At 71.2% G+C, this 13,455-nt stretch carries 13 protein-coding genes; 7 read left to right on the top strand and 6 right to left on the bottom strand.

Going from position 1 to position 13,455, the window contains the following annotated elements:
* Positions 1 to 29 precede the first annotated feature (29 nt).
* A complete protein-coding gene (locus tag ACW5DW_RS02255; RefSeq protein WP_457017107.1) occupies positions 30 to 2,006 on the bottom strand; it encodes a UvrD-helicase domain-containing protein in 1,977 nt (658 codons plus the stop codon).
* A 264-nt stretch (positions 2,007 to 2,270) separates the two neighbouring features.
* On the opposite strand from ACW5DW_RS02255, the gene ACW5DW_RS02260 reads away from it, so the two are divergent.
* Positions 2,271 to 2,894 (top strand): thymidine kinase, encoded by a 624-nt coding sequence (locus ACW5DW_RS02260; protein ID WP_457017108.1) that lies wholly within the window; start codon positions 2,271 to 2,273, stop codon positions 2,892 to 2,894.
* On the opposite strand, the gene ACW5DW_RS02265 is transcribed toward ACW5DW_RS02260, so the two are convergent.
* The 4 genes from ACW5DW_RS02265 to ACW5DW_RS02280 all read right to left on the bottom strand — a co-directional run bounded on the left by ACW5DW_RS02265 (position 2,895) and on the right by ACW5DW_RS02280 (position 8,152).
* Positions 2,895 to 5,714, bottom strand: a complete 2,820-nt coding sequence (locus tag ACW5DW_RS02265; protein WP_457017110.1) for a protein kinase domain-containing protein — start codon at positions 5,712 to 5,714, stop codon at positions 2,895 to 2,897.
* Positions 5,715 to 5,873: 159 nt separating this feature from the next.
* On the bottom strand, positions 5,874 to 6,434 hold the full coding sequence (locus ACW5DW_RS02270; protein ID WP_457017111.1) for an ECF-type sigma factor: 561 nt from the start codon (positions 6,432 to 6,434) through the stop codon (positions 5,874 to 5,876).
* A 70-nt stretch (positions 6,435 to 6,504) separates the two neighbouring features.
* Positions 6,505 to 7,332 (bottom strand): bifunctional DNA-formamidopyrimidine glycosylase/DNA-(apurinic or apyrimidinic site) lyase, encoded by an 828-nt coding sequence (gene mutM, locus ACW5DW_RS02275; protein ID WP_457017113.1) that lies wholly within the window; start codon positions 7,330 to 7,332, stop codon positions 6,505 to 6,507.
* Positions 7,325 to 8,152 carry an ABC transporter ATP-binding protein gene (locus tag ACW5DW_RS02280; RefSeq protein ID WP_457017115.1) on the bottom strand — a complete coding sequence of 276 codons (828 nt, stop codon included), beginning with the start codon at positions 8,150 to 8,152 and terminating at the stop codon, positions 7,325 to 7,327. The genes mutM and ACW5DW_RS02280 overlap by 8 nt, the downstream gene beginning before the upstream one ends.
* A 105-nt stretch (positions 8,153 to 8,257) precedes the next feature.
* Here ACW5DW_RS02280 and ACW5DW_RS02285 point away from each other — a divergent pair, with 105 nt between their 5' ends.
* Both ACW5DW_RS02285 and ACW5DW_RS02290 read left to right on the top strand, forming a co-directional pair.
* Positions 8,258 to 9,466 (top strand): DesA family fatty acid desaturase, encoded by a 1,209-nt coding sequence (locus ACW5DW_RS02285; protein WP_457017117.1) that lies wholly within the window; start codon positions 8,258 to 8,260, stop codon positions 9,464 to 9,466.
* A complete protein-coding gene (locus ACW5DW_RS02290) occupies positions 9,466 to 9,858 on the top strand; it encodes a hypothetical protein (RefSeq protein WP_457017118.1) in 393 nt (130 codons plus the stop codon). Before ACW5DW_RS02285 ends, ACW5DW_RS02290 begins: the two co-directional genes overlap by 1 nt.
* Positions 9,859 to 9,945: 87 nt before the next feature.
* Here the strand turns inward: ACW5DW_RS02290 and ACW5DW_RS02295 are convergent, their stop codons facing one another.
* Positions 9,946 to 10,935, bottom strand: coding sequence for a mitochondrial fission ELM1 family protein (locus tag ACW5DW_RS02295; RefSeq protein WP_457017119.1), 990 nt, complete (start codon positions 10,933 to 10,935; stop codon positions 9,946 to 9,948).
* Positions 10,936 to 11,010: 75 nt separating this feature from the next.
* On the opposite strand from ACW5DW_RS02295, the gene ACW5DW_RS02300 reads away from it, so the two are divergent.
* The 4 genes from ACW5DW_RS02300 to ACW5DW_RS02315 all read left to right on the top strand — a co-directional run bounded on the left by ACW5DW_RS02300 (position 11,011) and on the right by ACW5DW_RS02315 (position 13,441).
* On the top strand, positions 11,011 to 11,598 hold the full coding sequence (locus ACW5DW_RS02300) for a malonic semialdehyde reductase (RefSeq protein WP_457017121.1): 588 nt from the start codon (positions 11,011 to 11,013) through the stop codon (positions 11,596 to 11,598).
* A 117-nt stretch (positions 11,599 to 11,715) separates the two neighbouring features.
* Positions 11,716 to 12,411: a YceI family protein gene (locus ACW5DW_RS02305; protein ID WP_457017122.1), complete on the top strand. Its 696-nt coding sequence runs from the start codon at positions 11,716 to 11,718 to the stop codon at positions 12,409 to 12,411.
* A gap of 9 nt (positions 12,412 to 12,420) precedes the next feature.
* Positions 12,421 to 13,131 carry a pirin family protein gene (locus tag ACW5DW_RS02310; protein ID WP_457017123.1) on the top strand — a complete coding sequence of 237 codons (711 nt, stop codon included), beginning with the start codon at positions 12,421 to 12,423 and terminating at the stop codon, positions 13,129 to 13,131.
* 109 nt (positions 13,132 to 13,240) lie between these two features.
* Positions 13,241 to 13,441 (top strand): zinc-finger domain-containing protein, encoded by a 201-nt coding sequence (locus ACW5DW_RS02315; RefSeq protein ID WP_457017125.1) that lies wholly within the window; start codon positions 13,241 to 13,243, stop codon positions 13,439 to 13,441.
* Positions 13,442 to 13,455 lie beyond the last annotated feature (14 nt).

Raw genomic sequence — 13,455 nt, forward strand, 5'->3', positions numbered from 1 at the left:
CGCGTTTGCGTGGCGTGGACGCAGACCGGTCACTCGCCGAGCATGGCGCGGATCGAGGCGAAACCGACGTCGGCCCGTTCGGCCTTGCGCGCGGCATCGGCGACGGGGTCGGCGCCGTCGCGCTGGAGTTCGGCCGCGGGCAGCTCATCGAAGAAGCGGCTCGGCGCCAGCTTGAGTTTGGCGCCCCAGCGCTGCGCCTCGCGGCTGTAGGACAGCCACAGCTGCTCCTTGGCGCGGGTGATGCCGACGTAGAGCAGGCGCCGCTCCTCGTCGAGCCGGCCTTCGTCGATGCTGGCCTCGTGCGGCAGGGTGTTGTCGTCCATGCCGATGATGAACACGTAGCGGAACTCCAGGCCCTTGGCCGCGTGCAGGCTCATCAGCCGCACCTGGTTGCCCGGGTCGCCCTTGTCGGCGTGCGAGAGCAGGGCCAGCTGCGCGGCCAGTTCACCCGGGCCGGCGCCGCGCGCGCCCTCGAACCAGTCGGCCAGTTCGTCGAGGTTGCCGCGGCGGATGCGGAACAGTTCGTCGCTCTTGCACTGCTCGCGCAGCGAGGCGATCAGGCCGGATTGTTCGTTGAGCGCGCGCACCAGTTCGGCCGGCGGCAGCTGCGCGGCATCGCGGCGCAGGCCGCGCACGATGTCGGTGAACGCGCCCAGCGCATTGGCGATGCGTGGCTGCAGCTGTTTGAGCATGCCCATCGATTCGGCCGCGCGCGACAGCGGCAGCTGCGCGTGCTGCGCCATCTGGGCAAGCTTGGCCAGCGAAGTCGCGCCGATGCCGCGGCCGGGCGACTGCACCGCACGCAGGAAGGCCGAATCGTCTTCGGGATTGGCCAGCAGCCGCAGCCACGACAGCGCGTCCTTCACTTCGCCGCGGTCAAGGAAGGCGGTGCCGCCGGACAGGTGGTAGGGCACGCGCAGCAGCTGCAGCGCCTTCTCCAGCGCGCGCGACTGGTGGTTGCCGCGGAACAGGACGCAGAACTCGCCCCATTCGACCTTGCGCGCGGTGGCGATGAAGTGGATCTCGCCGGCTACGCGCTCGGCCTCGTGCGCGGCGTCGCGGCATTCCCAGACGCGGATGCGCTCGCCGTCGGCCTGCGCGCTCCACAGCGTCTTGGGATGCTCGTGCGGGTTGTTGGCGATCAACGCGTTGGCCGAGCGCAGCACGCGGTTGGAGCAGCGGTAGTTCTGCTCGAGCTTGACCACCACCAGGTTCGGATAGTCCTTGCCCAGCTGGGTGAGGTTTTCCGGATTGGCGCCGCGCCAGGCGTAGATGCTCTGGTCGTCGTCGCCCACGCAGGTGAAGTTGGCCTTTGGCCCGGCGATCGCCTTGAGCAGGCGGTACTGCGCGTCGTTGGTGTCCTGGCACTCGTCGACCAGCAGGTAGCCGATGCGTTCGCGCCAGCCCGCCACCGCGTCCTCGTCGCTTTCCAGCAGCTGCACCGGCAGCCGGATCAGGTCGTCGAAGTCGACCGCGTTGAACGCGGCCAGGCGCTGCTGGTAGCGCGCGTACAGCGATGCGGCCTCGTGCTCGCGCGCGCTGCGCGCGACTTCCGCCGCCTGTTCCGGCGACAGGCCGGTGTTCTTGATGTTGGATACCAGCGACTGCATCGCCTGCACCGCATCGGACTTGGCCCCGGGCATCAGGTCCTTGATCTGCGCCAGCGTGTCGTCGCTGTCGAAGATCGAGAAGCCGCGACGCAGGCCGAGCTTGGCGTGGTCGATCTGCAGGATCTTCAGCCCCAGCGCATGGAAGGTGCAGACCGTCAGGCCCTCGGCCGCATCGCCCCGGATGCGCCGGGCCACGCGCTCGCGCATTTCCTTCGCCGACTTGTTGGTGAAGGTGATGGCGGCGATGCGCTTGGCCGGGTAGCGGCTGGACGCGATCAGGTGCGCGATCTTCTCGACGATCACCCGGGTCTTGCCGCTGCCGGCGCCGGCCAGCACGAGCATGGGGCCCTCGCAGTGGGCGACGGCCGCGGATTGCTGGGGATTGAGGCCGTGCATCGTGCAACTGCTGGAGACGGCCGCGCATTCTACCCGGCCCCACCTGCGGGGGCCGGCGTGCTCCCTCCCCCGCCTGCGGGGGGAGAGGGAGGCCCGCTTGCACGGCACTGCCGTGCGGGCCTGTCGAACGCCAGGCGCGCTGCGCCTGGCCGGACGGGCTGGGGTGGGGGCCAGCTTGGCCCGCGTCCATCCGCGCAATCCACGGCTCCTGCCTCACGCGCCCGGCACCGGCGGGCACACGAAACCTGGCGCTAGAATCTCCGCATGGCCAAGCTCTACTTCTACTACTCGGCAATGAACGCCGGAAAGACCACCACCCTGCTGCAGTCCGCGCACAACTACCGCGAGCGCGGGATGCGCACGCTGATCCTGACCCCGCGGCTGGACCACCGCTCAGGCAGCGGCACCGTGGCCTCGCGGATCGGGCTGACGGCCGAAGGCGTGGCTTTCGAGCGCGATGACGACCTGCAGGCGCGGGTCGAACGCGACATCGCGGCCAACGGCCGGCTGCACTGCGTGCTGGTCGACGAGGCCCAGTTCCTGACCCGCGCGCAGACATGGCAGCTGGGCGAAGTGGTCGATGCGCTGCGGGTGCCGGTGCTGTGCTACGGGCTGCGTACGGATTTTCGCGGCGAGCTGTTCGAAGGCAGCCAATACCTGCTGGCCTGGGCCGACGAGATCAGCGAGATCAAGACGATCTGCCACAGCGGCAGCAAGGCGACGATGACCGTGCGCGTGGACGAACAGGGCTTTGCGGTGAGCGAAGGGCCGCAGGTGGAAATCGGCGGCAACGAGCGCTATGTCTCGGTCAGCCGCGCCGAGTTCAAGAGGATTTCCCGCGGCGAAGGACGGATCGACCCGCTGCAGCAGCCGCTGCCGCTGGGCTGATCAGCGCGTGGCCGCGATGGCCAGGCAGGCCGCGTGCAGGCGCTCGATTTCCCGCGGCAGCGCGCCGCCCTCGGGCTGCGCCTGCACGACCTGGGCCTGCAGCGCCTGCAGGCTGGCCAGCGCCAGCGGCCGCTGCGACGGCGTGCCGCAGCGCACGTCGGCTGCGTAGGCACGCGCCAGCCAGCCCGCCTTGCGCAGCTCGGCTTCCTGCTGCGGCAGTTCGGCCAGCGCGTCGAGCCGGGTCAGTGCGGCCGCGTCGCCCAGCCGGGCTTCGTGGCGCGCCAGTGAAATCTCCGCCCGGCGCGTGTGCGAGTGCTGCGCGCCATAGCCGTCGCGCGTCAGCGCCTGCGCCTGGCGCAGGCTGGCCAGCGCTTCGTCCCGCCCGTGCGCGGCCTGCACTTCGCCCAGCAGGCGCAGGGTGTCGCCGACCAGGCCGTGGCGCTCGCCGTAGGCCTCGCGCCGCAGTGCCAGTGATTCAAGCAGCAGCGGCAGCGCCTGCTCGTCGCGCCCGGCGCTGTGCAGCACCATCGCCTGGTTGAACAGCCCGCCGGCCAGCTGCAGCTGGCTGCGATGCCGGCGCCAGGTATCCACCGAGCGCGCCAGGCCTCGCAGCGCGGCGTCGATGTCGCCGCGCTCCCAGGCGACGATGGCCAGGCTGCTGCGGCCGCGCGCGACGTCGACGTGGTCCTCGCCCAGGCGTGCGACCAGCCAAGCCAGGGTGTCGCGGAACTCGTTTTCGGCTTCGGCCAAGCGGCCCTGGTCCACGTGCACCGCGGCCAGCTGCCGCCGCGCATCGATGGTGGCGTGGTGCTGCGGGCCGCGCAGTTCCATGGCCAGCGCCAGCGCCTGGCGGCAGTGGCCTTCGGCGACCACGGTATTGCTGGCGTCGCGCTCGAGCGAGCACAGCGAGCGCAGCAGGTCGATCGCCAGCGGATGGCGTTCACCGGCGGTGTCGTGGAGCAGCGCCAGCGCGGCGCGCGAAGCGGTCAGGGCGCGCGCAGTGTTGCCCGTCGCGGCGTGCAGGTTGGCCAGGTCGGCCAGGTTCTCGACCACGCCGGCATCATCGTGCAGCGGGTCGCGGCGCAGCGCCAGCGCGCGCATGTACAGGGCGCGTGCGTCCTCGATGTCGCGCCCGGCGGCGTGGCAGCGCCCGAGCTGCGTGTAGAAGGCCGAGACCGGCACGGGCAGACGGTGCTCGCTGCGCCGCGCCAGCGCCAGCAGGGGCTGCATCCCGGCCAGGCAGCCGTCGGTGTCGCCGGTCAGGCGCAGCACGCGGCCGAGGTCGGTCGCTGACTGCAGGCGCAGGCTCGGCGGCGCCTCGGGCAGGGTGTCGACCAGCTTGGCCTGGCGGCGGAGCAGCTCGTGCGCCGCGACGTAGTCGCCCAGGCCCGACCGCAGCCGGGCCACCACGCCGAGCAGTTCGGCGCGCGCCACCGGCTGGTTGCCCAGCTCGCGTTCGATGCGGCGCTCACCGTCGTCGAGCAGGCGATGGATGTCTACCGGTGCGCCGGCGGGCACGCCGCCGGCGGTTTCGAACAGGCCGACCACGAAGTTCTGCATGGCCTGGGCGCGTGCGGATTCGCGCACCGCCTGGCGCGCCTGCCAGGCGACGATGCCGAGCGCGGCGACCAGCACCAGCGACACCACCGCCGCAGTGGACAGCGCCCAGCGATGCCGGCTGACGTACTTGCCGATGCGGTAGGACACGCTCTGCGGGCGCGCGTGCACCGGCTTGCCGTCAAGCCAGCGCTGCAGGTCCAGCCCCAGTGCCTCGACCGAAGGGTAGCGTTGCTCGGGCTTCTTGCTCAGCGCCTTGAGCACGATGTTGTCGAGGTCGCCGCTGATCTCCTTCGCGCGCCGGCGCAGCGCCGGCCCTGCGGTATTGCCTTCGGCATCGCGCTGCAGCGCCTGCGATGGCCGCTGCGGGTCGACGGTGAGGATCGCGTCCTCCCACTGCGCGTCGCTCGGGCGCTTGAGCTGGTAGGGCTTGCGCCCGGCCAGGAGCTCGTACAGCACCACGCCCAGCGAATACACGTCGGTCATGGTGGTGACCGGCTCGCCGCGGATCTGCTCGGGCGCGGCGTAGTGCAGGGTGAAGGCGCGTAGTCCGGTGCGGGTCTGCTCCGGCGCGTGGTCGGGCGTGTCGAGCAGCTTGGCGATGCCGAAGTCGAGCAGGCGCACGTCGTCCAGCGGCGTGACCATGATGTTGGACGGCTTGAGGTCGCGGTGCACGATCAGGTTGGTGTGCGCGTGGCTGACCGCCTCGCACACCTGCAGGAACAGCTGCACGCGCGTGACCACGCCCGGGTCGCGCGCCCGGCACCAGTCGGTGATCGGCTCGCCTTCCACGTACTCCAGCGCCAGGTAGGGCTGGTTGTCGCTGCTGATGCCGGCATCGAGCAGGCGCGCGATGTGCGGGTGCTCAAGCCGCGCCAGGATCTGGCGCTCGCGGGTGAAGCGCAGGCGTAGTCCGGGATCGGCCAGGCCGGGCCGCAGCAGCTTCAGCGCGACGCGGCGCTCGTACAGGCCGTCGGCGCGGCGCGCCAGCCAGACCTGGCCCATGCCGCCTTCGCCGAGCATGCGCTCGAGCTCGTAGGGGCCCACGTTGGCGCCGGCGTGCACGCCCGGGTGCGGCGCGATCAGGGGTTCGGACAGGAAGTCCTCGCTGCCGGCCTCCAGCGCCAGCAGTTCCTCCAGGTCGTCGGCGAGTTGCGCATCGTCCTCGCGCAGCGAGGCCAGGCTGCTGGCGCGCGCGTCGTCGTCGAGCTCGAGCAGCGCGTCGAGCAGGGGCGAAAGGCGCTGCCAGCGTTCGGCGTCCATCACTCAGCCTGGCGCGCGCGGTGGCGGCGACGCAGCTGCGTGCGCGCCGGGAACGTGGCGTGTTTGGGGCATGTGGCGCGCCGCCGTCCGCCGCGGGCGCCCACGGCCTCGCGGGGAAGGTCGATCAAGGCTCCGGTCCACGTCTTTCGGAAGGCAGCGTCAGCCCTGCAGCGAAGCCAGCAGGTACATCCGCGCCTTCTGCCAGTCGCGGCGGATGCTGCGGTCGGAGCGGCCGAGCAGGGTGGCGATCTCGGCCTCCGACAGGCCGCCGAAGTAGCGCAGTTCCACCACGCGCGCGAGCCTGGCGTCGACGTCCGCCAGCCGGTTCAGGGCGACGTCCAGCGCCAGCATGTCCTCGTCCAGGCGCAGGCCGCCTTCGAGGTCGTGCGGCAGGTCGGTGACGCGGTGCAGGTCGCCGCCGCGCTTCTGCGCCAGGCGCTGGCGCGCGTAGTCGACCACCACGCTGCGCATCGCAGACGCGGCATACGCGAAGAAGTGCCCGCGATCGTCGAACTGGATTTCGCGCCGGCCGATCAGCTTGAGATAGGCCTCGTGCACCAGCGCGGTGGCATCGAGCGTTTGCCCCTGCTGCCCGGACAGCTGGCGCCGGGCCATGGTGTGCAGCTCCTGGTAGAGCGTGGCCAGCACCCGGTCGAGCGCGCCCCGGTCGCCGCTGCGGGCGGCGTCGAGCCAGAGGGTGATATCTGCGGTATCCGACATGCGCGCCGTGCTCCATTCAGCGGCCCGGACTATACCGCGAAGCCGCCCGGCACGCGGGCGGCAGGCCCGGTCAGCGCTGGCAGTGCCCGCACCAGACCGTCGCGCGCTGGCCGATGCTGGCCTGGCGCAGCGCTCGCCCGCAGCGCGGGCAAGGCATGCCGCCGCGACCGTAGGCGGACAGCTCCTGCACGAAGTAACCCGGCGCCCCGTCGGGGGACAGGAAGTCGCGCAAGGTGGTGCCGCCGCGCCCGATCGCATGGACAAGGATGCGGCGCACCGCGTCGGCCAGCAGCCGGTAGCGCTCGCGGGAAACGCGCCCCGCCGCACGCAGCGGCGCAATGCCGGCCGCGTGCAGCGCCTCGGCCGCGTAGATGTTGCCCACGCCCACCACGATGCGCTGGTCCATCAGGAAGGTCTTGACCGGCGCGCTGCGTCCGCGGCTGCGCGCGAACAGGTAGTCGCCGTCGAAATCGTCCGACAGCGGCTCCGGGCCGAGCCCGCGCAGCAGCGGGTGGATCTCGCCGGCGGGCTGCCAGAGCAGGCAGCCGAAGCGGCGCGGATCGTTGAAGCGCAGCACGCGACCCGGATCGGGCCCGCTGTCATCCAGCACCACGTCGACGTGGTCGTGCGCGCGCAGCGGCGTGTCGGCCGGCAGCACCCGCAGGCTGCCGGACATGCCCAGGTGCAGCAGCGCGCTGCCGGCGGCGGTGTCGAGCAGCAGGTACTTGGCGCGGCGGCGCACCGTGTCGATTCGCTGGCCGGGCAGTTGCCCGGCGATTTCAGGCGGGATCGGCCAGCGCAGGTCGGGGCGACGCAGGATGACCGTGCGCACGCGCCGGCCCTCGACGTGCGGCGCCAGCCCGGCGCGGGTGGTTTCGACCTCGGGCAGCTCAGGCACCGACAGGCTCCGCTTCGAGCACGAACGCCGGGACCTCGCCGTCGACGAATCGCAGCGGTGCGCCGAAGGCCAGCGACAGCAGCGGCCCGGTGAGCACCTTGGCGCGCGGGCCGTCGGCAACAACGCGGCCATTGCGCAGCAGCACCACGTGGCCGATTTCGGGCAGCAGCTCCTCGGCGTGGTGGGTGACCAGCAGCAGGGTCACGCCTTCGGTCGTGAGCCGGCGCAGGATCTGCAGCAGGCGCGCGCGCGCCACCACGTCCAGGCCGGCGGCCGGTTCGTCGAGCAGCAGCGCCATCGGCGCATGCACCAGCGCCCGCGCCAGCAGCACCCGCCGCGCCTCGCCGGTGGACAGGGTGACGTAGTCGCGCCCGCCAAGGTGGGCCGCATCGACCCGCGCCAGCGCGGCGTCGGCTGCGGCCAGCCGTGCCGGGTCGACCTCCTCATCCGGCGGCGCCAGGCGCGCTTCGAAGGCGCCCAGCACCACGTCGCGCGCGCCCAGGCCGGGCAGGGACAGCAGGTCGTCGTGCATGGCCCCGGTCACGATTCCCAGCCGCGAGCGGATCGTGCGCACGTCCCACAGGTGCTCGCCCAGGATCCGCACCGGCGGGCGGCCATCGGCGTGGGCGGCGGCGTAGAGCTGGCGGGTCAGCAGCTGGATGAAGCTGGACTTGCCGCAGCCGTTGGGTCCGAGGATGGCGGTGTGCCGGCCCAGCGGCAGGTGCAGGCTGACCCCGTCCAGCGCGGCGTGGCCGTCGCGCCAGACACGGGCATCGTCGAGTTCGATCAGGGCAGGGCTGGCGGGCGGGGCGTGGGTCATGGGCAGGATTGGGGATGAACCGGGGGAGCCATACGGTTGCGTAGGGCTGGCCTTGCGGCGACCCGGGCGCCATCATGCCGGGGATCCCCCAGCTTCGACACAGCCATGCCCGCGTCCTTCATCGACTTCCTTGCCGGCGGCCTGCTTCAGTTCGGTTTCTGGCAGCTCGCGCTCTACCTCCTGATCGCCACCCAGCTGACCATTTTCGCGGTCACCCTGTACCTGCATCGCAGCCAGGCCCATCGCGGCGTGGATTTCCATCCGGTGATCGCGCACTTCTTCCGCTTCTGGACGTGGCTGACCACGTCGATGATCACCCGCGAATGGGTGGCCATCCATCGCAAGCACCACGCCAAGTGCGAGACCGAGGAAGACCCGCACAGCCCGCAGTTCAAGGGCATCAAGACCGTGTTCTGGCGCGGCGTCGAGCTTTATCGCGAGGCGCGCACCATGCGCGCGGACATCGAGCAGTACGGCAAGGGTGCGCCCAGCGACTGGATCGAGCGCAGGCTCTACACGCCGTACGCGACCTTCGGGCCGACCCTGCTGCTGTTCATCAGCTTTGGCCTGTTCGGATTTGCCGGTGTGGCGGTCTGGGCGATCCAGATGGCCTGGATCCCGTTCTGGGCGGCCGGCGTGGTCAACGGCCTTGGACACTGGTGGGGTTACCGCAACTTCGCCACGAGCGACACCGCCACCAACCTCACTCCGTGGGCGTTCTGGATCGGTGGCGAAGAACTGCACAACAACCACCACGCCTTCCCCAGCTCGGCCAAGTTCGCGCTGCGCCGCTGGGAGTTCGACATCGGCTGGGCCGTGATCAAGGGCCTGGAGACGGTGAAGCTGGCCAAGGTGCTGCGCGTTGCGCCATCGCTCGACGTGCGCCCGAACATCCAGGCGCCCGACATGGACACCATGAAGGCGCTGCTCGCGCACCGCTTCCAGGCCATGACCGACTACCAGCGCAACGTGCTGATGCCGGCGCTGCGCGAAGAGGCGCAGGCGGCTGGTGCCAGGCTGCGCAAGCTGCTGCCGCGCAAGATGCGCAAGGCCCTGGTCGACGATGGGCGCTGGCTCGACCCGGAGTCGCGCGAGCAGATGCAGCAATGGGTCGCGCAGCGTCCGCGCATCCACACCCTGGTCGAATACCGGCGCAGGCTTGCAGCCGTGCTCGAGGCGCGCACCACCAACGCCAACGAGGCGCTGCACAACCTGCAGGCCTGGTGCCGCGAGGCTGAGGCCACCGGCATCCGCGCGCTGCAGGATTACGCGGCGCGTCTGAAAGGCTACTCGCTGCAGTCGGCGCGCGCCTGATGCAGGGCCGCGCCGCTCTCCCGCGCGTGCGGGAAGGCGGCGTTGGCGGCGCGGCATGGCACGTGGCCAGGCGCGGCTGGATCTGCCTGGTTCTGCTGCCTGTGGCGGCCTTCGCCCAGGTCACCCAGACCGGCGAATACCTGGCGAAGATGGATGCCGATGGCGACGGCCGCGTGTCGCTTTCCGAATACCAGGCCTGGATGAGCTATGCCTTCGACGGCATGGACCGCAATGGAGACGGTGTACTGGACGCGGGCGAACAGCCCGGCGGCAAGGGCGCGCCGCTGTCGCGCGGGCAGCATCTTGCGCGCCTCGCCGAGCGGTTCGGCAAGCAGGATGTCGATCGTGACGGCTTCCTCGACGCACGCGAACTCGCCGCGCCGCCGCGCTGAAGCCGATTGCGCGCTACGCGCCGCGCTCGCGGCGCAGCACGACCAGGGCGAAGCTCAGGCCCGCGCCCAGCGGTCGCTGCCAAGGGGTCAGCGCGCGTCCAAGCCAAGGCGCGTGCGGACCTCCGCCGCGACGCGCGGCGTCTCCCGGAGCGGTTCGACGTCTTGGGCAGGCGCCAGCTCGATCCCGCCGAGGCGTCCGCGTGCGGCGAGGGCTTCGAGGAAGCGACGTGGGCGGCTGCGCGCGAGCGCGGCATCGAAGACATGCACGGGCACGCGGGTGGCGCAGGCTTCGGAGACCATGTTGACCGAGTCGGGCGAGCAGACGATGCGGTCGGCCCAGGCCAGCAGGCCGGGGTAGGGGTTGGCGCCGTCTGCCGGGCCGGTCCACAGCAGGCCGGGCACACCATCGAGGCGGCTGCGCAGCAGGTCGACGATGCCGCCCGGGGTGCGCCGCGAGACGGTGGCAAGCAGGCTGCCTGCCTCCTGTGCGCGGATGGCCAGAAGCTGGCCAAGCAGGCGGTCGATGTGCGCGGCGTCCCAGCGGGCATTGGCGGTCGGTCCGCCCAGCAGCAGCGCGGTACGCGGCGCCGGCAGCTCGCCCACGGCAGGGAAGCGCGCGCGCGCGCGCTGCAGCCAGGCATCGTCGACCGGATGCAGGCTGCCCAGCAGCGTAATGACGTTGGCGCCGCACAGGCCATCGTGTGCCGGCGCAATGACGGCGTCCCAGTGGCGTGGGTCGATCCGCGGATCGAGGATCTGGACCGCCTTGGCGCCTTGTCCGCGCAGCAGCCGCGTGGCCAGGGCCGCCTGCCGCCCGCAGCCGACGGCGACGGCCGGTGGCGCGACCAGCGCGCGATCGAAGTCGGGGCCGAACGCGCCTGCGGCACCAGGCAGGCCCCGCGGCGCGAACCAGCGCCAGGGCGCACGCGGCTCCAGCGTCAGGCTCCGCGCTGCGCCGCCCAGCGCCGCGGCCAGCGCGTCGGCCTGGCGTGCATTGCCGGCCCGGCCGTCGCTGAGCGACCAGATTTGGGGTGAATCCCCGGGTTGGGCTGCCGATTGTTCTATTTTTGTGATCATCAGTTACGGAGGTCGATGCAAAGTGCCGTGCATGGAACACTACACTGTTGCCATTCCGCCACGCCCAGGATGCACATGACCCCGTTGCCCGACCCAGCGCTCGACCAGCTGTTCCGTGCCGCCCGCACCCACAACGCGTTTTCGGGCGCGATCGACGAGGCCACGCTGCGCCGGCTCTACGACCTGCTCAAGCTGGGGCCGACCGAGGCCAATACCTGCCCGGCGCGGTTCGTGTTCGTGCGCTCGCCCGAGGCAAAGGAGAAACTCGGGCCGGCGCTCAGCGAGGGCAACCACGCCAAGACGATGTCGGCGCCGGTGACGGTGATCGTGGGCCACGACCTGCGCTTCTACGACAAGCTGCCCGCGCTGTTCCCGCACGTGGATGCGAAGTCCTGGTTCGAGGGTTCGCCCGAAGAGCGCCTGCAGCGCGTCGCCCTGCGCGGGTCGAGCATGCAGACGGCCTACCTGATCATGGCCGCGCGCTCGCTCGGGCTCGACACCGGGCCGATGAGCGGCTTCGACAACGCGCAGGTCGACGAGGCCTTCTTCAAGGGCACCTCGATCCGCTCCAACGTGCTGGTCAACCTCGGCCAGGGCGATCCGGCGGCGATATATCCGCGCTCGCCGCGGCTGTCCTTCGACGAGGCCGCCAGGATCGAATGAGCGCATGATTTCCCCGCGGGTGGCGACCTGCCGCCGCCCGCGGGTGCCGTACCCATGCCGCAGCGCCCGGGGACGGCTCGCCATCCCCTTCCACCCATCGCTTCCAGAGGCACACCCATGCACATCTCTTCCAGGCTCCTGCTTCCCCTCGCCCTGACCGTGGCCCTCGCCGCCTGCCAGCAGTCCGAACCGCCGGCGCCGGTCGATGCCGCGGGCCCTGCGGCCGAGATCGCCGCCGCCACCCCGGATGCCGCTGCCGAAACCGTCGAAGGCGTGTCGGGCACCTACGTGATCGACCCCGGCCACACCACCGTGATCGCGCAGTGGAACCACCTGGGCTTCTCCAACCCGGTCGCCAACTTCGGCGGGGCCGAGGGGCAGATCGTGTACGACGCCGACAACGTATCCGCGTCCTCGGTCGAGGTCACGCTGCCGCTGAGCGGGCTGAACTCGTTCGTGGCCGACTTCGACACGCACCTGCGCAGCGCCGACTTCTTCGAAGCCGACAAGTACCAGGCCGCGACCTTCCGCAGCACAGCGGTCGAATCGGCCGGCCCGAACAAGCTCAAGGTCACCGGTGACCTGACCATCAAGGACAACACCCATCCGGTGGTGCTGGACGTGACCATGAACCGCTTCGGCGAGCACCCGATGGCCAACCGCGCCGCCGCGGGCTTCGACGCAACCACCACCCTCAAGCGCAGCGATTTCGGGCTGGGCATGGCGGCGCCGCACGTGAGCGACGAAGTGCACATCCGCATCACCACCGAAGCGCTCGTCGCTGCGCCCGAGGGCGAAGCGGCAGCAGGCTGAGTCGCGGCCATGCGCATCGACAGGCCTGCCGCCGATCGCGGCCACGTCAACGCCGGCTGGCTCGACAGCCGGCACACGTTTTCGTTCGGGCATTACCACGATCCCCGGTGGATGGGTTTCGGGCCGCTGCGCGTGATCAACGAGGACCGTGTTGCGCCGGGCGGCGGATTCCCGCCGCACCGGCACGCGGACATGGAGATCCTGAGCTACGTGGTCAGCGGTGCGCTCGCGCATCGCGACAGCAGCGGCGGCACGGGCGTGCTGCGGCCGGGCGAACTGCAGTGGATGAGCGCCGGCAGCGGGATCGAACACAGCGAGTACAACGGCTCGGACAGCGAGCCGGTGCATTTCCTGCAGATCTGGATCATGCCCGGCGCCGCCGGGCTCGAGCCGGACTATGCGCAGCGCAGGTTCGAGCCGGCGCTGCGCAAGGGCCGCTGGGCGACGCTGGCCTCGCCGGACGGCATCGACGGCAGCCTCGCCATCCGCCAGCAGGCCAGCCTGCGCGGCACGCGGCTGGCGCGCGGGATCACAGTGGAGCAGGCGCTGGATCCGGCCCGGCGCTACTGGCTGCATGTGGTGGAAGGCTCGGTCGATGCGGACGGACAGCCGCTGTCGGCGGGCGATGCGATCGGCATTTCAGGCGAAGCGGGCCTGCTGCGTCTGTCCGGTGCAGGCGATGGCATCGCCGACCTGCTGCTGTTCGACCTGCCGCAATAGCGGGGCATCTCCACGACGCTACCCTGTCGCGGTCGCGGGCTTCCACGCTCACAGGCTGCCGCCGCTCCGGGCTAGAATGCGCGGGTTCCATCCGGATGTCGCACACGCCATGACCGCCACGCAGTCCCAGCCCACGCAGGCCAATGCGCAGACCCGCTACGAAGTCCGTCGCGGCGACCTGCCGCTGAGCTGCCCGCTGCCGTCGATGGCGCTGTGGAATTCGCATCCGCGCGTGTACATGCCGATCGAGGCCGACGGCGGCGAAGCCGACTGCCCGTACTGCGGCGCGCACTTCGTCCTGGTCGACTGACGCCGCGGGCGGCA

The organism is Luteimonas sp. A482 (assembly GCF_054072655.1).